The organism is Pseudomonas sp. WS 5410 (genome assembly GCF_012985645.1).
Taxonomy (GTDB): Bacteria; Pseudomonadota; Gammaproteobacteria; order Pseudomonadales; family Pseudomonadaceae; genus Aquipseudomonas; species Aquipseudomonas shahriarae.
Genome location: NZ_JAAQWS010000021.1, coordinates 18,418 through 42,609, shown reverse-complemented (window position 1 = coordinate 42,609; position 24,192 = coordinate 18,418). Strand labels below are relative to the sequence as shown.

General features: G+C 62.1%; 15 protein-coding genes, 1 pseudogene and 1 riboswitch. Of the genes and pseudogenes, 9 read left to right on the top strand and 7 right to left on the bottom strand.

The genetic code is table 11. The features are described 5' to 3' along the window. Window positions 1-28 precede the first annotated feature (28 nt). Window positions 29-1,837 carry a monovalent cation:proton antiporter-2 (CPA2) family protein gene (locus tag HBO24_RS24455; protein ID WP_170060488.1) on the top strand — a complete coding sequence of 603 codons (1,809 nt, stop codon included), beginning with the start codon at window positions 29-31 and terminating at the stop codon, window positions 1,835-1,837. Between the two features lie 73 nt (window positions 1,838-1,910). Next, a complete protein-coding gene (locus HBO24_RS24450) occupies window positions 1,911-2,495 on the top strand; it encodes a hypothetical protein (RefSeq protein WP_057439079.1) in 585 nt (194 codons plus the stop codon). A 135-nt stretch (window positions 2,496-2,630) separates the two neighbouring features. Here the strand turns inward: HBO24_RS24450 and cobF are convergent, their stop codons facing one another. Both cobF and HBO24_RS24440 read right to left on the bottom strand, forming a co-directional pair. Continuing rightward, on the bottom strand, window positions 2,631-3,389 hold the full coding sequence (gene cobF / locus HBO24_RS24445) for a precorrin-6A synthase (deacetylating) (protein WP_115127943.1): 759 nt from the start codon (window positions 3,387-3,389) through the stop codon (window positions 2,631-2,633). 47 nt (window positions 3,390-3,436) lie between these two features. Continuing rightward, window positions 3,437-4,003, bottom strand: a complete 567-nt coding sequence (locus HBO24_RS24440; protein WP_120732530.1) for a histidine phosphatase family protein — start codon at window positions 4,001-4,003, stop codon at window positions 3,437-3,439. Window positions 4,004-4,230: 227 nt separating this feature from the next. On the opposite strand from HBO24_RS24440, the gene HBO24_RS24435 reads away from it, so the two are divergent. The 5 genes from HBO24_RS24435 to dkgB all read left to right on the top strand — a co-directional run bounded on the left by HBO24_RS24435 (window position 4,231) and on the right by dkgB (window position 13,116). Next, window positions 4,231-8,625, top strand: coding sequence for a hypothetical protein (locus HBO24_RS24435; protein ID WP_170060487.1), 4,395 nt, complete (start codon window positions 4,231-4,233; stop codon window positions 8,623-8,625). Window positions 8,626-8,691: 66 nt separating this feature from the next. Further along, window positions 8,692-8,897: riboswitch (cobalamin riboswitch) on the top strand. 90 nt (window positions 8,898-8,987) lie between these two features. Then, complete coding sequence (locus tag HBO24_RS24430; RefSeq protein ID WP_170060486.1) at window positions 8,988-10,928, top strand: TonB-dependent receptor; 1,941 nt, start codon at window positions 8,988-8,990, stop codon at window positions 10,926-10,928. Further along, window positions 10,928-11,287, top strand: coding sequence for a (2Fe-2S) ferredoxin domain-containing protein (locus HBO24_RS24425; protein WP_057439082.1), 360 nt, complete (start codon window positions 10,928-10,930; stop codon window positions 11,285-11,287). Before HBO24_RS24430 ends, HBO24_RS24425 begins: the two co-directional genes overlap by 1 nt. Further along, window positions 11,284-12,198: an ABC transporter substrate-binding protein gene (locus tag HBO24_RS24420; RefSeq protein WP_170060485.1), complete on the top strand. Its 915-nt coding sequence runs from the start codon at window positions 11,284-11,286 to the stop codon at window positions 12,196-12,198. The genes HBO24_RS24425 and HBO24_RS24420 overlap by 4 nt, the downstream gene beginning before the upstream one ends. A 114-nt stretch (window positions 12,199-12,312) precedes the next feature. Then, window positions 12,313-13,116 carry a 2,5-didehydrogluconate reductase DkgB gene (gene dkgB / locus HBO24_RS24415; RefSeq protein WP_057959183.1) on the top strand — a complete coding sequence of 268 codons (804 nt, stop codon included), beginning with the start codon at window positions 12,313-12,315 and terminating at the stop codon, window positions 13,114-13,116. Between the two features lies 1 nt (window position 13,117). Here the strand turns inward: dkgB and HBO24_RS24410 are convergent, their stop codons facing one another. From HBO24_RS24410 to HBO24_RS24390, 5 genes and pseudogenes are all read right to left on the bottom strand, one after another. Then, window positions 13,118-13,552, bottom strand: coding sequence for a hypothetical protein (locus tag HBO24_RS24410; protein WP_057959182.1), 435 nt, complete (start codon window positions 13,550-13,552; stop codon window positions 13,118-13,120). Window positions 13,553-13,686: 134 nt separating this feature from the next. After that, a complete protein-coding gene (locus HBO24_RS24405; protein ID WP_170060484.1) occupies window positions 13,687-17,325 on the bottom strand; it encodes a transporter substrate-binding domain-containing protein in 3,639 nt (1,212 codons plus the stop codon). Window position 17,326: 1 nt separating this feature from the next. After that, a pseudogene (locus tag HBO24_RS24400) lies at window positions 17,327-17,952 on the bottom strand (response regulator transcription factor). Between the two features lie 326 nt (window positions 17,953-18,278). Beyond that, entirely contained in the window at window positions 18,279-18,995 is a 717-nt protein-coding gene (locus HBO24_RS24395; protein WP_057444753.1) for an MgtC/SapB family protein, read from the bottom strand. A 323-nt stretch (window positions 18,996-19,318) separates the two neighbouring features. Then, window positions 19,319-20,656, bottom strand: a complete 1,338-nt coding sequence (locus HBO24_RS24390; RefSeq protein WP_170060483.1) for a SidA/IucD/PvdA family monooxygenase — start codon at window positions 20,654-20,656, stop codon at window positions 19,319-19,321. Between the two features lie 386 nt (window positions 20,657-21,042). Between HBO24_RS24390 and HBO24_RS24385 the strand changes: the two genes are divergently transcribed. Then, window positions 21,043-22,215 carry an efflux RND transporter periplasmic adaptor subunit gene (locus HBO24_RS24385; protein ID WP_170060482.1) on the top strand — a complete coding sequence of 391 codons (1,173 nt, stop codon included), beginning with the start codon at window positions 21,043-21,045 and terminating at the stop codon, window positions 22,213-22,215. Continuing rightward, window positions 22,216-24,189 carry a MacB family efflux pump subunit gene (locus HBO24_RS24380; protein WP_115127937.1) on the top strand — a complete coding sequence of 658 codons (1,974 nt, stop codon included), beginning with the start codon at window positions 22,216-22,218 and terminating at the stop codon, window positions 24,187-24,189. It abuts the gene before it with no gap. Window positions 24,190-24,192: the final 3 nt, after the last annotated feature.

The following is a 24,192-nucleotide window of genomic DNA, read 5'->3' as shown; positions in this document are numbered from 1 at the left end:
ATTCGCCTCAAAGATTCTGGAGTAAGCGATGCCCCATGAAGGCAACCTGTTACAAGCGGCCGTAGTTCTCCTGTTGGCGGCGGTGCTGACCGTGCCTCTGGCCAAGCGCCTGCAATTGGGCGCGGTGCTGGGCTATCTGTTCGCCGGTGTGATCATCGGCCCCTCGGTGCTGGGGTTGGTGGGCAACCCGCAAAGTGTCGCGCAGTTCTCCGAGCTGGGGGTGGTGTTGTTGCTGTTCATCATCGGCCTGGAACTGTCGCCAAAACGCCTGTGGGTGATGCGCAAGGCGGTGTTTGGCGTGGGCCTGGCGCAGGTGCTGCTGACCGCGATGGTGATAGGTGCAGTAGCGCTCTGGGCCTTTGGCCAGTCGTGGAATAGCGCGATTGTGCTGGGCCTGGGCCTGGCGCTGTCCTCCACCGCCTTCGGCCTGCAAAGCCTGGCCGAACGCAAGGAACTGAACAGCCCCCACGGGCGCCTGGCCTTTGCGATCCTGCTGCTCCAGGACATCGCGGCGATCCCGCTGATCGCCATGGTGCCGCTGCTGGCCGGCAGCGACCACACCACCACTGCCGCCCAGGACCTGAACCACGGTTTGCAGGTACTGGGCAGCATCGCCGTGGTGATCATCGGCGGTCGCTACCTGCTGCGGCCGGTGTTTCGTATTGTCGCCAAGACCGGCCTGCGCGAAGTGTCCACCGCCACCGCGCTGCTGGTGGTGATCGGCACCGCCTGGCTGATGGAGCTGGTGGGCGTGTCCATGGCCCTCGGCGCATTCCTCGCCGGCCTGCTGCTGGCCGACTCGGAGTACCGCCACGAACTGGAATCGCAGATCGAGCCGTTCAAGGGCCTGCTGCTGGGGTTGTTCTTTATCAGCGTGGGCATGGGCGCCAATATCGGCCTGTTGTTCAGCACGCCCTTCGTGGTGCTGGGCCTGACCCTGCTGCTGATCGCCATCAAGTTGCCGCTGCTGTACGCAGTCGGGCAGATGGTCGGCGAGCTGAACCGCGAGAGCGCGGTGCGCCTGGGCGTGGTCCTGGCGGCCGGCGGTGAGTTTGCCTTTGTGGTGTTCAAGATCGGCCGCGACCAGGGCCTGTTTGCCCCGCACCTGTACGATGTGCTGGTGCTGACCATCACCCTGTCCATGGCCCTCACCCCGCTCCTGCTACTGCTGTGCCCGAAGCTGTTCCGGCCCAAGACCAAGCCGGTGGACGTGCCGGAAGAATACCGCGCGATCGAGAGCGATGCGCCGCGCGTGGTGATCGCCGGGATGGGCCGGATGGGGCAGATCGTGGCGCGGATCCTGCGGGCGCAGAACATTTCGTTTATCGCCCTCGACACCTCGGTGGAAACCATCGATCTGACCCGCAGTTTCGGCGGCATGCCGGTGTTCTACGGCGATCCCCAGCGCCCAGAGATCCTGCACGCGGCCAAGGTCGACCAGGCCGAGTATTTCGTGATTGCCATGGATGATCCGGAAATCAACATCAAGACCGCCGAGCTGGTGCGCAATCTCTACCCGCACATGAAGATCATCGCCCGCGCCCGTAACCGCCAGCACGTACACCGCCTGGTGGACCTGGACGCGTCACCGGTGCGCGAAACCTTCTATTCCAGCCTGGAAATGAGCCGCCGCACCCTGGTCGGCCTGGGCCTGAGCGAGACCCAGGCCGATGCGCGGATCAACCGCTTCAAGCACCACGACCTGCAATTGCTGGCGGCCCAGCACGCGGTGTACGACGACGCGGCCAAGGTGATGCAGTCGGCCCAGGAAGCCCGTGCGGAACTGGCGCGGTTGTTTGAAATGGACCGCCTCGAAGAGGAGTCCGCAAAGGTCTGAGGATGGATCCGAACGAAATTGCGAATTTTCTGACAGAATATGGCGCAATTTCGTTCATCCATTGGAAGACCTCATGCTCACCCTCAGCAAAATCGCCACCCGCCTGGCCCTGGCGCTGACCGTCAGCCTGGGCGCCAGCCCGCTGTTCGCGGCAGCCAAGCCGGCCGCCGCGCCGCCGGACGACTTCCAGATCGTCTCGACCCTGGACGGCAAATTCACCTTCACCCTGCCCAAGGGCTATGTCGCCGATGCCCTGCCTGCCGGCGCGCAAGCCCAGGGCACCGCTGGCGCCAACGGCACGATGTATATCAACCAGGCCTCAAAAAGCGTGGTGGTGGTGGCCCAGACCCTGCGCAATGACGGGATCGACTTGAAGGACGACGAACCGCTGTTTCTCGACAGCGCGGTCGAGGGTTTCCTCAAGGACGTCGGCACCAGCCTGCCGGACTACAAGAAACTGGCGCAGAAGAAACTGCTGATCAAAGGCGTGGGCCTGCGCCAGATTGATGGCACGGCCACCATGGGCGGCGGCAAGACCTTGAACTCGACCTTCCTCGCAGGCTCCGGCAACCGGTTGCTGGTGATCCAGGCTATTTCCCGGGCTGAGGATGTGACGGGGCATGGGCTGCTGGTCAGGCAGATCACCAGCGGCAAGTGACATTCCCCTAAGCACCACACATCCAATGTGGGAGCGGGTTTGCCCGCGATCGCGGTGTTTCAGCCAATACATAGGCTGACTGACACGCCGCCATCGCGGGCAAGCCCGCTCCCACTTTGTTTATTGCATTCCCCCCTACGGCTTGCGTAGCAGGTAGGTATCCATGATCCAGCCATTGGCCTGGCGCGCCGCCTTGCGCACGCGCTCGATTTCCTCGGCCACCTCGGCCACCTTGCCGCTGATCAGGATTTCATCCGGCGTGCCCAGGTACGCGCCCCAGTAAATCTCCAGGTCCTGGTCCGCGACGCTGCGGTAGGAGTCCTCGGCGTCGAGCATCACCACCAGGGTATCGGCATCGCTGGCCTGCCCCGCCGCGAGCCGGCGCCCGGTGGTGATCTCGATGGACCGGCCAATGCGGTTCAACGGCACTTTGTGCTGGGCCGCCAGGGCCTGGACGCTGGTAATCCCGGGGATGACCTCGAACTCAAACTCACTGCCGCCACTGGCCAGGATCGCCTGCAGGATGCGGATGGTGCTGTCGTACAACGCCGGGTCGCCCCAGGCCAGGAAAGCGCCCACTTCGCCGTCGGCCATTTCCTGGTTGATCATGCGCTCGAACGTCTGTTGCTTGTCGCGATTCAGATCCTGCACGGCCGTGGTGTAGTCGATCTCGCCACGCACACGCTCGGGGCAGTCGGCTTCGACAAAGCGGTAGGTGCGGTCGGCGTCGATATAGGTCTGGCAGATTTCCCGGCGCAGGTCGATCAGCTTGTCCTTGCTCTGGCCCTTGTCCATCAGGAAAAACACGTCGGTGCGGTTAAGCGCCTTCACCGCCTGCATCGTGATGTAGTCGGGGTTGCCGGCGCCAATGCCGATGATCAGGATCTTTTTCATGAAGGGGTTCTCAGTGCGGGGCTGCGATTTTGCCATGTTCGCGCGGCTCAGGTCTCGCGTGTTTCCAGGCGCAGGCGCCACACACCGTTGAAACGCAGTTCGGTGGAGGACAACGGCTCCACATCTATCCGGTTGAACATCGCCAGCGGGCCTTGCATGACGTAGAGCAACGCGGCGCGGATCACAAAGGGGTGGGTCACCGCCACGACATGGCCTGGGATCTGCTCCTGGGTGTGCAGCCACTGCCCGACCCGTTCACACACTTGTGCAACGGATTCGCCGCCATGGGGAGCGGCCGTGCTGTCCGTCAACCAGGCCTGCAAAGCCTCGGGTTCGGCTTGCTCTATCTCATCCAGGCGCTGCCCTCGCCATCGCCCGAAATCACAATCGCGCAGGGCCTCGTCTACCTGCGGGTGCTCGCCAAACAGCAGGGCCGTCTGCCGGGTGCGCAGCTCGGGGCCGCACAGCAAACGGGGGGCGCGCTTGAAGCGCTTTGCCTGGGCCAACGGCATCTGCTGCCCCTCCGTCTCCAACGGTTCATCCAAGGCAAAGCGCGTGCGTTTGCGGGCCTGGGTGCTGGCGTGGGCAATCAGGGTCAAGCGGGTGGCCGGCATACAAAGCTCCACGGGTTAAGTGATTTCTAGATGTCACAGCGATCCAGGCAAGTCGCGCCACTGTAGGCCGCCCACACGCCGTAAACCAGCCCCTGTGGATCGCACTTGAAGGCGCTTACAACCTGCAGCGGAACTGATGCTCGTCGCTCATCACCCAGTCATTGCCCTGGCCGCTGAATCACTGCGTTCAAAGAATCATCTCCCCCCTTCTTTCCAAGGACGTGTCCATGAATTCTATCGAATCACGCCTACCTAGTTTTTCCAATGCCACACGCTCCTTCGCAGAACCCCCGCCGGAATCGGGCGCAGCCCGCACGTCAAGTCGATCCCGGCGCGACGCCGTGGATGTGACTGCCCACGAACTGGAGAATGCCCGGCAACTTGTGCAAGACAGTGACCGCGAACTGGCGAAACAGTACGCCCTGACCCTGGCCTTTCACGAGACATCCAACGAGCCTGCTGCAGACTTCGACCCGAGCAAAATGACCGTTAACAACATCCCGCCCTACTCCACATTCGGCAGGGCCTGGAAAAAATTCAACGACGCCTTGAAAGCAGAGCCTTTTGCAACGTTTGCCAAAAACAACACCATCAATACGCAAAACTTTACCTGGACCCCCAGTTCAGCGTCGCTGGACTTCGAAATTCGCGGTGCGTCTGGCCACTTCTCGAAATACACCCCCGGGTGGGAAGCGGCATCCGCAGACGTTGCCGCTGCGGCAAGAGCACTGGAACCCAGCGCTGAGCACTCCTTCGTGCATACCGGGGAACACAGTGCTCCGCTGGCGCTGATCGGCGACTTCTACGGCCATGACGCCTACAGCACCAAAAGCCAGCGGTCAGCCTCAATCGAGCAGTTGCTGACCCAGCAATCGTTTCCCTCCCTCCTGCCGGCAAACACCAATAGCCTGCAAGCTGCACATATCGTCGAACAGCAACGCCAAACCGCAGAGGTCCTCGCCAAAGAACCCGCCTCAGTGCCTCTTGAGCAAACGCCGTCCGCGCAGGTTGATGAGGCTGACCGGGAGTTGGCGCAGAACACCGCGACAGCCCTGCTGACGCTGCGCAAAGAAACGCGCCCCGCTGCTGCCCTGCCCCCTGCCAGGCGCCTGTTTCTGGAACTGCCGCCCCTTTCGACACTGGCCCAAACATTCAAGGCATTTAACGAGGCCCTCTCCAGTGAGGCTTTTTTGGATTTCGTCGAAAAAAACAACCTGGTCGTTGCCAACCTCAGGGTGGACCCGACCACCGGCAACCTGCTGGTCCGCAGCCCCAAAGGCTCCGATGCGCCGCCCAAGATGTTCACGCGCGATGACTCGTCAGGCTGGGCGCAGGTGGCCCCGGCCATAGTGGCGCTGGCAAAAAAACTGAGTGCCGGAACCGGGGCGCTCGTACCGTGCTTCAACGTTGAAACCGCAAGCCTGGGCCAGGTTCTGAGTTTCTATGGCGAGCCGCCAGCGGATCCCAGCCTGCAAGGCGTGCTCAAGCAGAGCTCGGCCCTCAATCGCAACGGCTTCAGCGCGCTGACCAACGCTGCGCACGACCCGCGATCACGGGAGGTCAAGCAAAACCAACTGGCCGTCAAACAACAACTCGATCAGCAAGCTGCCGCCGATAAACCCATCACCATCCCTCCCCGCCGCTCCCCGACCGCCGAGATTGCCAGGCAGCAGTTTGCTGGCGAGCCCGGTTTGCAAGCGGTCGTGGGACGGCTGCTGACGGACGCCATAAAGAGTGCATCACCCGGGCTGGACTTCGACATCAATCAGGTCGACTTGGCCCAGCCCGACCCGGACAACCCGGGTCAGTTCAAACGCAAGCCGCTGACGACGCTGGCCCTGGAATACCTGGTAGACGGTGCGGTCCCCGACTTGCCCGCCAACAGCAAACTGGTCGACACCCGCCCAGACGTCCTGACCCATACCGGCAACACCCCGGACACCCCACTCGCCGTTGACATGGGCGCGATCCAAAGCGCATTCCGTGCGCTGCCAGGCCAACTGGCGCAGGCGTTGACAACCGACGTATCCAACTATTGGGACCAGCCCGCCTTCGGCGCCCCCACCCGTGCAAGCCTCAGCCCGTTTGCCGGCAGTCGCCGGACACTGATCAGTAACCTGTTACGGGACAACCTGCGACTGGCCGCACTCAAGCAGCCGGGCCTGGACGATCTGCAGCGCGAAACCCTGGACCTGGTGGTGCGCTACCCCAACGGATCGACGCGCCCAAGCTCCAACGACAGTGCCGAGGTGACGGTATTCAACCTCGGCAGCATTTCAGAGCCCAACCAGGGCGCGATAGAGTCCACTTCAGCCAACCTGCTGATTCAGCGCCATGTCGGCGAGCGCACGATTCTGCTGCTGTGCGAACCCAGCGGCAAAGTCACCCCCTATGACTCCTACGCGGCGTTCAACGCGGCACGGGAGCGACAGCTCAAAGCGCAGGCCCCTGAACAACGGCTTCTCAACACCTTGCGTAAGGTCGACGGCAATGCTTTCCAGATCCAGGCCGAGACGGTGATCACTCAGCGTCTGGATAACAGCCTTGCTCCCGACCCCAGCTGGCTGAACCTGGACACACTGGATCAGCCTTCACGCAAGACGCCCAACTGGCTCAGCAACGCCACCGAGGCCGAACGTGTTGTCTTGCGTGAACTGAGCCTGCAACTGGCGAGTATCACCCAGCGCAATAAAGGGCGGACCTACAACAGCGATATCCCGGATATCCGGCCCTTTGCCGAACAGGCTTTCGATCAACTGAAGGCGGTGAGCCACCCGGCGAAAAACCTGGAGGTGGTGTTCAAGGCGCCCGTCGGCGGCAACTCGCCAGGCGGGGTGGTCAGCGGCAGCCTCCATCGCGAACGCATGAGCATGACCGACGTGCTCCTGAAAAACCTGTCGGGGCTGCCCAGCCGCGACGTGGAGGTTTATCTCAAACCGGCTAACACGCGGGTTCCGGAGCTGGAAAAGGATGGCGAACTGCAGAAACTGATCGAGAAGGTCGACGTGGGTAAAAACTACCCCGAGCTGCTCAAACGCGAACTGCTGGACGATCCCGTCAAAAAAGCCCAACGCCAGTCCCTGTTTGCCCAGCAAGTCCCCGTGGAACTGCAGATCAAGGCCCTGGAGCTGGCGGTTAACAAACAATCGGGGTTCGATACCACAGGGTTGCGCTACGTGCAGGCGGCCGTCAACCCGCAACCCGGTGCGCAGACCGTCGATGGCAAAGAGATCGTCGTCCGCCCGCTGGCGTTCATTGCCGGGCCAGGCGCCACACCCGAGGTGGTCGACAACATGTACCTGATCGAACCCGAGGACAGCATCAGCGGCCCGCATATTCTCTACCGCCCATTGATCGCCGACGCACCGCTGCTGCAATTTCCCACCCGCCAGGCCTTGCTGGAGGCCATCCAGCAACCGGGGCGCCTGCAAAACGACATCCTGGCCTGGTTTCCCGACAACGCGACCCGCGACTACTACAAGGCATGGAGTTTCAAGGAGCCCTCCACCCAGACCACCAGCCTGTTTGGCGTGGGCGACGGAGAAACCGTTCCCGCTGCGCCCACACTGGCGGTGGGCGGCTATGCCGCTGCCGATGCCCTGAAGGCCAAACTGCAAACCGGGCAATTGATGAACCACCTGTACGACGCCAATGCCCAGGGCGTGATCAGCATGGCCGAACAACAATCTGTCTCCGACGCCGAAAGTCGCTGGGCAACGCTCAAGGAAGGCGGCTATCTGTTGCTCAACGCGGTACTGCCGGCCCTGCGCGGCCCCGGCGCGGCCATTGGCACGGCGCTGCAGTTCCAGGGCATTCTCAGCGACCTGCAAACGCTGGCGGACAACGCCACGCCGGACAAAGAAACGGCCATGGCGGATTTGCTGCTCAACTTTGCAATGCTGGTGACCCACTCTCGAGCACGCTCCTCACGCAGGCCGGTCGATCCCCCACCGACGCCGGAGGTGACCCAGGCAGCGCTGCGCAGTGGCAGCCACAACAGCATCATCGAGGCGCCGAATGGCGAAAAGGTCCGGCGCCTGATCGTGATGAAGGGCAACATGCAAAAGATGCAACTGATCAAAGGCAACCTGTTCAGCTTTGAAGATGAATACAAAGGCAAACCTCGGCTCAACATCAACGCTCATGGCCGCGACCTCAGCTTCAGGGAACAACTGTCCGGTAAAAGCTCGACCATCTTGTATGACGGCGCTGAGCATACCGCCGAGCAACTGCATGCCCACTTGCTCGCCAAAGGCATTGATCCCAGCCAGTTCGACAACGTTCGCTTGCTTGTCTGCTACTCCGGCAATGGCGCCGAGAACTCCTTCGCCGCCGAGTTCCAGCGGCTGATCAACAAGCCGGTAAAGGCCTTCGTGGGCACCGTGACCGTGACCCCGAGCCCCGAGCTGGTCACCGCCGAGTTCAAGACAGGCATCCAGATGCATGGGACGCAGAAAGGCCCAAAACTGGTGAGTGACACCTACGCCCAATACGACAGCGTGGACACGGTCAAGGACCGCACGGGTATTTCCCTGATCCGCAACCCGCTCGAATATATTCTCTTCTCCTACTACCCCGTGTATTTCCCGCCCCGCACCGGCGCCACCGCGGCAAACCGCTGAGCACCAGCACACTGGCGGCACTGCACAATCGCTGCGCCAGATTGACGAAAGGGCCTGCGAATGTTCAGATGCCGCCCTGTTTCAGGTGCCTTATGCCGCCGTGCATAGGGTGAAACGGGAAACCGGTACGCTCATTCGAGCAAGTCCGGTGCTGCCCCCGCAACGGTATTCGCGTGACCCCTTCGACACACCACTGTGGCCAGAGCGCCATGGGAAGGTGAAGGGTTCGATACGCGAGAGCCCGGAGACCGGCCTGGAATTTCTGTTTGGCATAATCCTGCGGTGGGCGGGCATGGGCCGGTATCGGTGTGTGCCCGGTGCCTTCTCCTGCGTGCTTCTGCGAAGATACTTTCGAGAAGACTATGATTTTCCAACGTTGCTCTACCTCTGGCCCGACCCTGCTCCTGGGTTGCCTGTTCAGCCCGCTGCTGCTCGCCGATGACACAGCCCTGGTGCTCAACCAGCAGATCGTCTCTGCGCCGTCGGTGGAATCCACCACCGTGGCCGATATGGCCCAATACGGCAGCAAAGTCGAGATTGTCAGCCGCGAACAGATCGAACGCGCCGGCCCCAGCGCCGATATCACCCGGGCGATGCAGATGTTTATTCCCGGCTTTTACGTTGCGCCGAAAAACGGCCCCTTCGACTACGGCACCTATTCCCTGCTGGGCGGGCGCAATGACGACACCCTGATCCTGCTCGATGGCGTGCGCCTGAACAACCGCCTGTACGGCGGCCTGTACCTGGACACCCTGCCGGCCAACGCCGTGGAGCGCATCGAAGTGCTCAAGGGCGGCCAGAGCCTGTTGTTCGGTACCCAGGCGGTGGCGGGTGTGATCAATATCGTCACGCGCAGCCCGCAGACCCGTGACGTGTCCGGCGAAACCAACCTGGGCATCGATACCTTTGGCGGCACCACCGGCGATGCCCGGGCCGAGCGGATTTTCACTAACGGCCTGGGCGACCTGGGCCTTATGGCGTACGTCAGCCACAACGTGTCCGAGGGTTACCAGCCGTTTCGCAACCGTGACATGAGCAACGTCAGCGACAAGAAACGCTCCTACGAAGTCACCACCTTCGGCGCCAAGGCCATCCAGTCCCTGGGCGATGATTCGCGCCTGGAGCTGTTCTACCAGTACTCCGACGCCAACCTGGACTTCGCCGGCGCCACCAACAACCGCAAGACCACCAACGACCGCGTGCAACAGATCGCCACGGCGACCTTCGAGCAACGCCTCAATGAACGGCTGAGTTACTTCGTCAAGGGCCATATCAACGATTGGGACACGCGTTACTCGCGGGTCAACAACACCGCCGACGGTGGCACCGTGGTGCGTAACCGCGATGACTACTGGGGGTTCACCGACTGGGGCGTGCAGGCCGAAGGCAAGGCTGAGCTTGAAGGCGGCCATGTGCTGGTGTTCGGCTCCGACAACCAGTGGTTCAAGGGCCAGGACGATGTACTGATCATCGACAACAACAAGGCCGAAGCCCACGCCCTGTACAGCCAACTGCGCCCGCAGATCGACGCCCTGCCCGACTGGCACCCGAGCATCGGCCTGCGCCACGAAACCATGAGCGGCGGCGACAGTGCCACGGTCGGCATGCTCACCTCGCTCTACGACCTCAATGCCAACTGGGCTCTGCGCGGCCAGTACGGCAGCGCCTACAAGCTGCCGAATGCCGAGCAATTGTTTGTCAATGAACCCGGCGACGAGATCGGCAACCGTAACCTCAAGCCGGAAAAAAGCCGCAACGCCGAGCTGGGTCTGGACTACAAGGGCCTGCTGGCCGACCGCGAGTTCAGCGCCAGCGTGACCTTGTTCAAGCGCAAGATCACCGACCTGATCACCCTCGACGATAGCCACTGGGTCAACGGCCAGGGGCAGATCCAGGTGCGTGGCTTCGAGGCCGACGCCAAGCTGGCGCTCAACCAGCAGTGGAGCCTGCAGGCGGACATGACCCGCAACCTGACCGAGTCGCGCGCCGGCGTCACTCTCAATGATGTGCCAAGCTTCTTCGCCCGTTCACGGGTGGGTTTCGAGTCGCAGAATCGCCTGTGGGGCGCCGGCGCGGCCATCCGCTATATCCACGATGTGATCAGCTCGAAAAGAGTCGAATACGGCCACTATTCGGTGGTGGACGCCGACGCCTACCGCTACCTCGACAACGCCCACCAACACCGCGTGAGCCTGCTGGTAGAGAACCTGTTCGACCGCGACTATGTCACCAGCCGCTCCAGCAATGTCGACAACCTGGGCCGGCCGTTCACTACGGAGGTGCGTTACACGTATCGCTTCTGATGACTGAAATCACACAAATCGACGGGGTGGACAGCCACCCCGACTGGTCCCATATCCCCGAGCATGCCCGCCATGTGCTGCTGTGCACCGGCCCGCGCTGCACCCAGCGCGGCGCCCTGCAGATCTGGAAAACCCTGCGCCGACGGCTGCTGGAACACCAGCACATCGAAGTGCCCGGCGGCGTGCTGCTGACCCGCACCCATTGCCAGTTCCCCTGCAACCTGGGGCCGGTGCTCACGGTGTACCCGGAGCGCTGCTGGTACGGAGTGCGCAGCAAGGCCGATGCCGTACGCCTGGTGGATGTGCACCTGGTGGGCGGCGAGGTGCTCGAAGAGTTATTGATCCGGGAGCGCCCATGAAACGCTTGGGAGGATTTGCCATCGCCCTGGTGTGCAGTGCCTCAGCCCTGGCGGACAGTTATCGCAATTGCCAACAGGAGTGGCACCTGCCCCATACGCCGCCGGCGCGGATTGTCGCCCTCAACCAGCACGCCGCCGATATGCTGCTGGCCCTGGAGGCCGGCCCGGCGCTGGTGGGCGTGGCGTACCTGGATGACAACGGCGCCGCGCATAAGCAGGGCACATATTTCGCTGTGCCGGTGATTGCTCCGCGCTACCCGGCCAGCGAGGTGCTGTACGGGCAACAGCCGGACCTGGTAGTGGGCGGCTTTGCCACGGCTTTTGGCAGCGGCATTACTTCACGCACCGGGCTGGCAGGTAATGGCGTGGCTTCGTATCTGCTGGAATCGGCGTGTGCCGGGCATTCCCTGGATTACTTCGGGCACATTCGCAATGACCTGCTGACCCTGGGCAAGCTGCTGCGTAAACCGCAGCGGGCCCGCGAGCTGATTGACGCCCTGGACGCCGACCTGGCCAGTGCCCAGGCATTGGCCAAGCCCGCCAAACCCCTGTCGGTGTTTTACCTCGACAGTGAAGTCAACGGCCTGGACAGCGAAGGACGGCAAGGTTTCGTCACCACCCTGCTGGCGGCTGCCGGAGCACACAATATATTGGCTGGGATCAACCAGTACCGGGTCACGGTCAGCAGTGAGACGTTATTGATGAGCGACCCGGATGTGATCCTGCTGGCCGACGCCGTGTGGTCCCCTGCCAGCCGTAAACGCCAGTTGCTGACCCGCGACCCGGTGCTGTCGCGCCTGCGGGCGGTGCGGGAAAACCGCATGATCGATATCCCGTTTACGCACCTGGTGCCCACTGTCGGCAGCGGCAAAGTGGTGCTGGAGTTGGCCCACGAGCTCAACACCTTGTAGGCGCGGGCCACTCATGACTTCTGGTCAAGAGTCATTTGAACAAGCATGGGTGTTTCACCTGGCGCCGGCAGCCGATACTCAACGCCATTGTCCATGCCACAACAGGAGTTACTCATGTCTATTCCCGCATTCGGCCTTGGCACTTTCCGCCTGCAGGGCCAGGTGGTCATCGATTCCGTCAGCACCGGCCTCGATCTCGGCTACCGGGTCATCGACACCGCGCAGATCTACGACAATGAAGCCGAGGTCGGCCAGGCCATCGCTGCCAGCGGTATCCCCCGCGATGAACTGTTCATCACCAGCAAAATCTGGATCGCCAATTTTGCCGAAGGCCAGTTGATCCCCAGCCTCAAGGAAAGCCTGCGCAAGCTCCAGACCGACTACCTGGACCTGACCCTGATCCATTGGCCGTCGCCAGAAAACCAGGTACCCGTCGCCGAGTTCATGGGGCAGTTGCTGGAAGCCAAGCGCCTGGGCCTGACCCGGCAGATCGGCATCTCCAACTTCACCGTAGCGCTGATGGAAGAAGCCATCGCCGCCGTCGGTGCCGAGAATATCGCCACCCACCAGATCGAGCTGCACCCCTACCTGCAAAACCGTAAGGTGGTGGATTTCGCCACGCGTCACGGTATCCAGATTACGTCCTACATGACCCTGGCCTACGGCGAAGTGCTGAAAGACCCGGTGATCCAGGCAATCGCCACACGCCACCAGGCCACACCGGCACAGGTCGCCCTGGCCTGGGCCATGCAGCTGGGGTATGCGGTGATTCCGTCCTCGACCCAGCGCGCCAACCTGCAGAGCAACCTCAAGGCTGTACAACTGACGTTGAGCCAAGCCGATATGGCGCAAATCGAGGGCCTCGAGCGCGGCCATCGCCTGACCAGCCCCAAGGGTATTGCGCCGCAGTGGGACTGAGCTAAACCGCCGGGTTGCGCGCCAGCTCCCGCAGCCAGGGCAAGACCCGCAAGCCACTGGCTGGTGACGGCGGGTCGACGATGTCCATAAAGTGTTCCAGGGTGATGCTGTCGGGCGCTCCCGGCAAACGCACCAGGGCCAGGGGCACCACGCAAGCAGACGGCCCCAGGTCCTGGTCGTCATACACCAGCACATGGCGCACCTGCGGATGTTGCTGTTGGAACGCCAATGCGCCGCCCGCGGCGGCAGCCAGTCCGGCATGGATAATCAACACGTCAAATGGCTCAGCCGGGATATCCGTCAGGATCAGCACTTCATCGAAGGTCTGCACCGGGACGATCCGGTAATAGCCCAGCTGGTTGAGCATTTTTTCGATGTGCAACCGTTGCAGGTGCCGTTCATCGGCAATCAGGATGGTCAGTGCTTTGGTTGGCATCGCAAGTCCCTGAGCAGGCATCGCTCGCGGAAGGAAGGAGCGGCCTACTTTTCCAGACATATTTCGACGAAAAAATCAGCGTAGTTCCCTCTACATGTAGGAGTTCTCCCAAATTCCCTGCGCCGGACCTGCCTCTATGCCTGGTTGCAGTAATCCGTCAGGGCTTGATGCAATTGATCAATGGCCTCTTGCACAGCCGCCACTGCGCAAACCAGCGCCTCGGGATCGCGCTGTTCACAGGCCGCTTCCAGCGCTTCGCAGTGGTTCACCAAGGTCTGCGCCTCGACCAGACGCGCCCCGCCCTTGGTCCTGTGGGCCAGGTCATGTAGCTGGGCGTAGTCGTGCTTTTCAAGCAATGCCTGAAGTTGCGTACGGTCTGCAGCAAGGCTGTCGAGCAGTTGTGCCAGCAGCTCCTTGACGGCCCCCGTGTCGGAGCCGGTCAGCTTCAACAAGCGGCTCAAGTCGAGGGCCTTGACCGGGTCCGCCTGCACCGGCTCATTGACCGAAGGCATGGCCGTGCGAGAAGCCAGTGCGGCATGCAGATCCTCAAGCCCGGTGGGTTTGAACAGGCAGCCGTCCATCCCCGCCGCCAGGCAACGCTCGGTTTCCTCCGGCTGTGCATTGGCGGTAAACCCCAGCAACAGGCAAGGGGCCAAGCCGCGGGCCCGCTCATCGGCACGGATGTCTCGGGCCAGCTCATAGCCATTTTTCAGCGGCATGTTGCAGTCGGTGATCACCCCATCAAAACGCTCGGTCTGCCAACGCTCCAGGCCCTGCACACCATCGTTGGCGGTAGTGATCCGGTGCCCCAGGAAACTCAGTTGGCGGGTCAGCAATTGACGGTTGGCGGGGTAGTCGTCCACCACCAGGATATTCAACGCATGGGCTGGCGGCGCCTCCAGGGCAACCGGTTCGGACGGTGCGCTGGCCGAGGTGGCCACCGCCAATGGCAGTGTGACCTCGACCCGTGTGCCCTGCCCCAGCACGCTGCTCAATTTCAGCTGGCCACCCATCATTTCACACAGGCTGCGGCTGATAACCAACCCAAGCCCTGAGCCACTGCGCGCCGACTGGTCAGTGTTACGCCCTTGAATAAACGGGTTGAACAGGCGCATCTGGTCCTCGACGCTGATCCCGATGCCGCTGTCTTCTATCACCAGCCGCAGGCTCAGGTAACCATTGGCAACTGCCGGCGAGCCACTGGCACTCAAGCGCACATGGCCCTGGGCGGTGAACTTGATGGCATTGCTCAACAGGTTAGAGACCACCTGCTTGAAGCGCAGCGGATCAATCAACACGTAGCGATCGACCAGCGGGTCCAGCTCCACCTGCAACACCAGGCCCTTGGTGCGCGCCAGCCCTTCGAAGATTCGCCCCACCGAAGCCAGCAGCTCGCGCAGGTTCGACGGCTCCAGGGTCAGGGACAAGTGGCCGGATTCAATCCGCGCGATGTCGAGAATATCGCCGATCAACTCCAGCATGCCGCGCGAAGCGTCGGAAGCCACTGCCAGGGCGTCATGGTCGATACGCCCTTGCTCGGCATTTTTCAAGGCCAGCTCGATCATGCCGATCACCGCATTCATCGGCGTGCGGATCTCATGGCTCATGGTCGCCAGGAAGGTGGTCTTGGCGCGGTTGGCGGCGTCGGCCCCCTCCTTGGCCTCCTGCAACTGCCCCAGCAAACGCTGGCGCTCGCTGACATCGACCCAGCCGGCAATCATGCCCACGACCCTTTCGTCCCCGTCGCGGTACGGCAGCATCCAGTGATAAATGGTCAGGGTCGCGCCGCCGGGTACCTTGAGTACCCGGTCGTGAATCTGCGGTTCGCCGCGCTCCATCAAGCGCAAGTAGTCTTCATGGTAGGACTGGGCCTGGGGCTGGTTCCCCGTATCGGTCTCCATCACGGTCTTACCGATCACGTCTTCGAGGCGGAAGCCGAAAACATTGAGATAGGCGCTGTTACAGGCCATCAACCGCCCCAGGCGATCACGCACGTAGATCGGGTGCGGCGTACCGTCGATCAGCACGCTCATAAAGCGCATCTGGTCGCTCAGGGCGCGCTCGGCCTGGGCACGTTTGCGGATCAGGCTGCGCAGGTAAATGGCCCAGCCCAGGGTGATCAGCAACAACACGGCGGCCAGGGAGAAGCCCTGGATAATCGTGTTGCGGTGGCGTAGCCAATAGCTGTCATCGATCAACAACTCGCTGCGCCAGCGGTTGGTCAACTCATCCATCTCCTGGGGGGTGATGCTCAATAGCGCCTTGTCCAGGATCGAATACAACTCCAATTGGCCGCGCCCCACGCCAAAGGCGATTCGCGCCGGCTGCGAGCCCACCGTACTGGTGATGCGCAGGCGGTCACGGTATTGATGGGCAATCATGTAGCGCGCAATGATCAGTGCGTTGACCGAGGCATCGACACCCGCGTTGGCGACCAAAGCCATGCCCTGTGCGGAGTTCTCCACGTCCACCAACACAATATTGGGGTAGTCGCGGCTGATGATTTCCCGCTGCACGCTACTGCCAATGACCGCCAGACGCTTGCCCGCCATATCGTCGAGGGTGACCGGACTGCTGCCATCGTCACGCGTGATCAGCACGAATGGGTTGCTCAAATAGGGCCGGGAAAAACGGACCTTTTCCTCGCGGGTCGTACTCGGTGTGATGAGCGCGATCATCTCTGCCTCGCCATCGCTGACCTGCTGGATTTGACGGGGCAACGAACCTGCGCGCACCACATCGAACTTCAAGCCCGTACGCAGGCTGATCTGGGCCAGGACATCGGCACTCAAGCCCCGGAATTGCCCTCGATCATTGAAAAACGACAACGGCAGGAACTTGTCCAGTGCCGTCACCCTGACCCTTGGATGCTTGTCCAGCCAGCGCTGCTCACTGTCGCTCAGACGCAGGCGTTCACGACCAACGATCCCCAGATTACCGGCACTCCAGCGGCGCAGGATCTCCATCTGTTCATTGGCCGGAATCACCGCCAGTGCCGCATTGATGATGTTCAGCAGCCGGATATTGTCCCGGGCAAGCGCGAACGCGAAAGGGTTGACCTCCAAGCTGGAAAAGTCCGCCATCCGCACGTTGTTGAGGTTGTTCTTGTTAATCAGATAGTTGGTGCTGATTGCATCGCCCAGATAGACATCCGCCTGGCTAAAGGCCACGGCCCCAATCGCCTCGAAAGTCGACGGGTAGGTCTGCAAGGAGGCATTGGGATAAAAGGCCGCAACCACCTCAGGCTGCATGTAGTGGGAGAGCATGGCCAGGCGTTTACCGTCGAGATCGGCACTCAGCGCCTGACTGTCATCAATACGCGTCACCAGGGTTGGCTGGTCGTTGGCGTACGAGCGCGAAAGCGCCAACTGAGGGTCCGCCGCCTCGTAGCCATTAGCCGTGCCTACAAAGTCCACCTCGCCGCGTTTAAGGGCTGCGATGAGTTGATCCCGGTGCTCGTAACACTGCACCTGGATCGGGATACCGAATAGCTTAGCGAGCAGCGCCGCATAATCAGCGGTGATCCCCTCCAGTTCGCCGTTGCTGCCCGTCACATCGAAGGGGACATAGTCGGGGGCGGAAACCCCCATCACCAACGTGCGGCGTTCGCGCAGCCAGCGCCAGTCCGCCTCATCCAGGTTCACTTGCAGTGTGTCAAGGGTGGAATGCCCCACCAGAGTCAGTGGGTGTGGCTCACCCTGAGCCACACTGACGGTGAGCGCCAGACCCACCAGCCAGAGTGCGGTGAGCCATTTCCCCAGAGATCTCGACATGTCAGATCAGATGATTACGCTGGGCGAACTTGGATAAGTGCACCACCGAAGACATACGCAGTTTCTCCTTCAACCGGGTTTTATAAGTACTGATGGTCTTGTGACTCAACAGCATGTCCTTGGCGATTTCATTGTTGCCCAAACCCAGTGCCAGCTTCTGTAGCACCATCAACTCCCGGTCAGAGAGCGCTTCTACCAGTTGCTGTTCCGTGGTTTGCAAGCGTCCTTGCGTACGGAACTGGTGGGCAGGCTGGGGAAGCAGCTGTAATTGGACATGACGGCCTTGATGGCTTTTTGTAGCTCATCCAACTCGCCGGTTTTCGCGACAAACCCCATCGCCCCGGCCCGCATGCAACGCGTCGAAAAAAACACCGCCAGATAGGAGGTCAGGACCAGTATCTTGCAGGGCAGGCCCAAGGCCTTGATCCGGCTGATCACTTCCAGCCCGCCCAGCTTGGGCATGGCCAGGTCGAGAATGACCAGGTCTGGCCGTTCCTCCCTGGCAATCTGTAATGCATCGGCACCATTGGCAGCCTCGAAAATCTTCTCGAAGCCCTCCTGGCGCAACAGGTACTTGACGGTTGCACGAATGAACGGATGATCATCCACAATTAGCGCTTTGCTCATGCGACTCCCTGGCAGAACACCACGACTGTTTAGTTGCTTCATTGGCGACCACTCATTTCAGGGCGCCAATACCCTTACACATCACACGAAACCCCTGTACCTGTGAGAAGTACCAGTTCCGACCAGCGGTACTGTCTACACAGAACGTTTCAACGGAATTTGGTTAGGTGCAACGGCTCAACATTAACAACGGAATGATGTTTCGCCCGAAGGGAAAATCCGGCGCATATGTAGGATTAATCCTCACTAAAGCGTAGTCAAAATCACCGAAAAAAACCGCCCCCCATGACGGGGGGCAGCTTTTCCAGCCGAACAGAGAGGGATTGTCAATCAGTGGTGCTGGGACTCCAGAAGGCTTGCACCACCAGGGTCGACTGGGAGATCCGCGCCACCAGGGCATCCAGTTCGTCACCATCGACCGAGTTGGCCGCCAGGGTGGCCTCGATCTCCACTTCCTCACTGCCAAAGGGCCGCACATCGACATCGCTGGCCGGGTAGTTACAGCGCGCCAGTTCCGACTCCAGCAAAGCCATTACCGCCTGCTGCTGGGCACGCCGCGCAATCACGTAGAGGATATTGGTGACCTCCGCCGACACCACGTCCAGGGGCTGGCGATTGATGTTGTTGACGATCGGACGCAGCAAGGTGTTGGCCGCCAGCACAAAACAGGTGCCCAGGAACGCCTCGAGGATCAGGTCGGCACCGGCGCAGGCGCCCACGGCGGCAGAAGTCCACAGCGTCGCGGCGGTATTGAGCCCGCGTACGTTGCCCTCCTCGCGCATGATCACCCCGGCGCCGAGAAAGCCAATCCCGGACACTACATACGCCACTACCCGCACGGCCCCTTCGGCCCCGGCCAGGCGGTTGGCCATGTCGACAAAGATCGCCGCCCCCACCGCCACCAGCACATTGGTGCGCAGCCCCGCCGTGCGCTGGCGGAACTGGCGCTCAAAGCCGATCAGCCCACCGAGGATAAAGGCCGCACTGAGGCTGACCACGGTGTCGATCAAGGAATCCAGATTGATATTGTTGAGGGCTTGCATGGTAAATCTCCCTTTGATTGCCCGCAGAATCAGCGTCGAAAAAAGGGGGATCAGGCAGGAACCAGGACGGTTCGCTACCGAAAGGCCGCTTCTCGCTTGATCGGCGAGGCAACGGCATGGAGATGCGCGTCAGCTGGCCAAGCCTGGTCGACAACTGTCACTCGAAAGTCTGTTCACGAAGGTCTGCGCTATGGTTGAAAACCGGCGCAGCTTACGCCTGCAGTCTGCAGGAGGAAAGTGACAGCGCGGCGAATCGTCGGGTTCTTCAGCAAGGGTTCAGCCAGGGTCGCCCCCGCAGGCGCGGGAGCGACCGGCAGCCGGTATCAGCTCGCGGTGGCCAGCAGCACGTCACGCACCGAACGGTCCTGGCCGCGGCTGCGATCATGCTCATGCAGCGACGCGGCAATCTCGTCGGCGCGAATCGGCAGGATCGACAGCAAGGTATCGCTCAAACCATGGCTGGCCTGGCTGAAGCCCTGCATGTAGATACCCGCCTTGCAACGCTCGTCGGTGACCACGCGGTAGTCGCGGTTCACTTCAAAGTCACCCATATAGGCCTCGAGCGGCGCCAGCAACTGGCGATGCATCTGGCGCTCATAGCCGGTGGCCAGGACCACCGCATCGTAGTGATTGAGCACCGTCTCACCGGTGGCGTTATGGCGCACCAGCAACTCGATGCCCAGGGGCCCGGCGCTGGCTTTTTCCACGGTGGTCAGGGTGCAGAAGGCGTGACGGGCGATGCCGGAGACTTTCTGGCGGTAGAAAATCCCGTAGATGCGCTCGATCAGGTCCAGGTCCACCACCGAATAGTTGGTGTTGTGGTACTCGTTGACCAGGCGCTCGCGCTCGCTGCTGGGCTGCTGGAACACCAGGTCGGTGAACTCCGGGGAGAACACTTCATTGACGAACGGGCTGTCGTCGGCAGGCTTGAGGGCCGAACCGCGCAGGATGATATCCACCTGCACCGAGGGGAAGCTGTCATTCAGATCAATAAACGCCTCGGCCGCGCTCTGCCCGCCACCGATGATTGCAATGCGCATCGGCTTGCCCTCGACACACGGCTGCTGGGCCATGCGCGCCAGGTACTGGGAATGGTGGAACACCCGCCCATCGTCCTTGAGCGCCTTGAACGCCTCGGGAATCCGTGGCGTACCACCGGCGCTGACCACCACCGAGCGCGCGGTGCGTACCAGTTGCTCGCCCTGGGCATCACGGGAGATCACCCGCAGCGCCTCGACCTGCTGCTGATGCAGGATCGGCTCGATGGCCAGCACTTCCTCGCCATAGCGGCTCTGCGCGGTAAATTGCCCGGCGACCCAGCGCAGGTAGTCGTTGTACTCCATGCGGCACGGGTAGAACGTGCCCAGGTTGATGAAGTCCACCAGACGCCCATGGACCTTGAGGTAGTTGACGAAGGAATAAGGGCTGGTGGGGTTGCGCAGGGTCACCAGGTCCTTGAGGAAGGAAATCTGCAGCTCGCTCTGGCTCACCAGGGTATTGCCGTGCCAGCGGTAGTCGGCCTGCTTGTCGAGAAACAGCACATCGAGCTTGCCCTGGGCTTTCTCGCGCTCTTGCAGGGCGATGGCCAGCGCCAGGTTCGAAGGACCGAAACCAATACCGATCAGGTCGTGAACCGCGGGCGATGCAATTGCCTGTGTCATTCCAGTGTCCTCTGGATAAGCCCCGTGGCAGTGGGGCGGAAAGCCTGGGCGACCTGCTGAACAACAGGCCATGTGTTGATAGGAAACGAGGACAATGAAAAAAAATTTAAGCCCGGTGCAGGATTCGTCCGGGCAGGCGTGGCGGCGACGGCTGTGGCAATGCAGTAATGGCAGTTTGAAGTCATCTAACTTAGAATTATTCTCATGTGGCTTTAAACAGACTGGTAAACGCGCTCGAATACTGGCGTTTCGCCCAGCTGTAACGCCGTATGTAAGCACTTAAATTTCAGGGCAAATACCTCGTTTACCTGACAGCTTCCCGCTTCTGTCTCTGCCCTCAAGGGCGTTTGAGCAGCGGTCCGAACTTTCCTGGCTGGAACCCGTGCATGAACCGTCCTCGACACACCCGGCGCGCGCTGCTGGCAGCACTTTGCCTGATCCCCGTGGTCGCCTTCGCCGCCTGGCAACTGATCCCGCCCGGCCGCGATCAGTTCCCCACCCTGGAAGTGCGCCGGGGCGATATCGAAAGCAGCGTGACCGCCCTCGGCACCCTGCAACCACGGCGTTACGTGGATGTCGGCGCGCAGGCGTCCGGGCAGATCCGCAAGATTCACGTTGAAGCCGGCGCCCAGGTCAAGCAAGGCGATCTGCTGGTAGAGATCGATCCGGCCACCCAACAGGCCAAGCTCGACGCCACCCGTTATTCCATCGCCAATCTGCAGGCGCAACTGCAGGAGCAGCACGCGCAAAACCGCCTGGCACAGCAGAAATACCAGCGCCAGCAACGCCTGGCCGCCGGTGGCGCGACCCGCGATGAAGACGTGCAGACCGCCCAGGCCGAACTGGACGCCACCCAGGCGCGCATCAACATGTTCAAGGCGCAGATCAGCCAGGCCCAGGCCACGCTGCGGGTTGATCAGGCCGAGCTGGGCTACACGCGCATCTATGCACCGATTTCCGGCACGGTGGTCGCCGTGGATGCCCGCGAAGGCCAGACCCTCAACAGCCAGCAGCAGACGCCGCTGATTTTGCGCATCGCCAACCTGTCGCCCATGACCGTCTGGGCGGAAGTTTCGGAAGCCGATATCGGCCATGTCAAACCGGGCATGCAGGCGTATTTCACCACCCTGAGCGGTGGCAACCGGCGCTGGACCAGCACTGTGCGCCAGATCCTGCCGGTGCCGCCCAAGCCCCTCAACGAAACCAGCCAGGGCGGCGGCAGCCCCAGCAGTTCGAGCAAAAGCGGCAGCGGCCGGGTGGTGCTGTACACCGTGCTGCTGGATGTGGATAACGCCGATAACGCACTGATGGCGGAAATGACCGCCCAGGTGTTTTTCGTCGCCAGCCGCGTCACCGATGCGCTGACTGCGCCCGTCGCGGCCCTGCAAGGCAGCACCCGCCCCGACACGCAACTGGCGCGAGTGGTGGCCAAGGACGGCAGCATCGAAGACCGTGAAGTACGGGTGGGGATCAGCGACCGCCTGCGCATCCAGATCCTCGATGGCCTCAACGAAGGCGAGCACCTGCTGATCGGCCCCGCCGAAAGCAGCGGAGGCTGAATGTTGACGCCACTGATCGAACTTCGGGATATCCGCAAATCCTACGGTGGCGGTGATACGCCCCAGGTCGACGTATTGCGCGGGATCGACCTGTCGATCCATGCCGGGGAATTCGTGGCGATTGTCGGGGCCTCCGGCTCAGGCAAGTCGACCTTGATGAATATCCTCGGCTGCCTCGACCGCCCCACCGTCGGCCAATACCTGTTCGCCGGGGAAAACGTCGCGCAACTGGACACCGACGAACTGGCCTGGCTGCGCCGCGAAGCCTTTGGTTTTGTGTTCCAGGGCTACCACCTGATCCCGTCCGGCTCGGCCCAGGAAAACGTCGAGATGCCGGCGATCTATGCCGGCACGCCGGCCGCCGAACGCCATGCCCGCGCCGCCGCCCTGCTCACCCGCCTGGGCCTGGCCGGGCGCACCGGCAACCGCCCGCACCAGTTGTCCGGAGGCCAGCAACAACGGGTGTCGATTGCCCGAGCCTTGATGAACGGCGGGCATATCATCCTCGCCGACGAACCCACCGGCGCCCTCGACAGCCATAGCGGCGCCGAGGTCATGACCCTGCTCGACGAACTGGCCAGCCAGGGGCACGTGGTGATCCTGATCACCCACGACCGCGAAGTGGCGGCCAGGGCCAAGCGCATCATCGAGATCCGCGACGGCCTGATCATCAGCGACACCCCCAACCCCCACTCCCACGCTAACGCCGACGCCAACCCCAAGGCCTTGCAAGCCGTGGACCTGCGCCAACGCCTGGCCGATGGCGCCGAGCACAATGGCGCGTGGAAAGGCGAACTGCTGGACGCGGTACAAGCAGCCTGGCGGGTCATGTGGATCAACCGTTTCCGCACCGCCCTGACCCTGCTGGGGATCATTATTGGCGTGGCCTCGGTGGTGGTGATGCTGGCCGTGGGCGAAGGCAGCAAGCGCCAGGTCATGGCGCAGATGGGCGCCTTCGGCTCCAATATCCTCTATGTCAGTGGCTCGGCGCCCAACCCGCGGACGCCGCCCGGCATTATCACCATGAACGACGTCAGCGCCATGGCTGCCCTGCCCCAGGTCAAGCGCATCATGCCGGTCAACGGCGCGGAAGCCGGGGTGCGCTTCGGCAATGTCGACCACATGGCCTATGTCGGCGGCAACGACACCAACTTCCCGGCGATCTTCAACTGGCCGGTCGTCGAGGGCAGCTACTTCACCGAAGCCGACGAACGCAGCGCCGCCACCGTCGCGGTGATTGGCAAACGGGTGCGCGACAAGCTGTTCAAGGACCTGCCGAGCCCCATCGGCCAATACATCCTCATCGAAAACGTGCCGTTCCAGGTGATCGGCGTCCTCGCCGAAAAAGGCGCCAGCTCCGGCGACAAGGACAGCGACGACCGTATCGCCATCCCCTACTCCGCCGCGAGTATCCGCCTGTTTGGCACCTACAACCCCGAATATGTAGTGATTGCCGCCGCCGACGCACGCAAGGTACATGAAGCGGAAAAAGCCATCGACCAACTGCTGCTGCGCCTGCACAACGGCAAGCGGGATTTCGAACTGACCAACAACGCCGCGATGATCCAGGCCGAGGCCCGCACCCAGAACACCCTGTCGCTGATGCTCGGCTCGATTGCCGCCATCTCGCTGCTGGTGGGCGGCATTGGCGTGATGAATATCATGCTGATGACCGTGCGCGAACGCACCCGGGAAATCGGCATCCGCATGGCCACCGGCGCCCGGCAGCGGGACATCCTGCGCCAGTTCCTCACCGAAGCGGTGATGCTCACGGTGGTCGGCGGGGTGGCGGGGATCGGCCTGGCCCTGCTGGTCGGCGGCGCGCTGATCCTCAGCAGCGTGGCCGTCGCCTTTTCGCTGCCAGCCGCCCTTGGCGCCTTCGCCTGCGCGCTGGTCACCGGCGTCATCTTCGGCTTTATGCCGGCCCGCAAAGCAGCCCGGCTCGACCCGGTCACGGCCCTTACCAGTGAATGATCG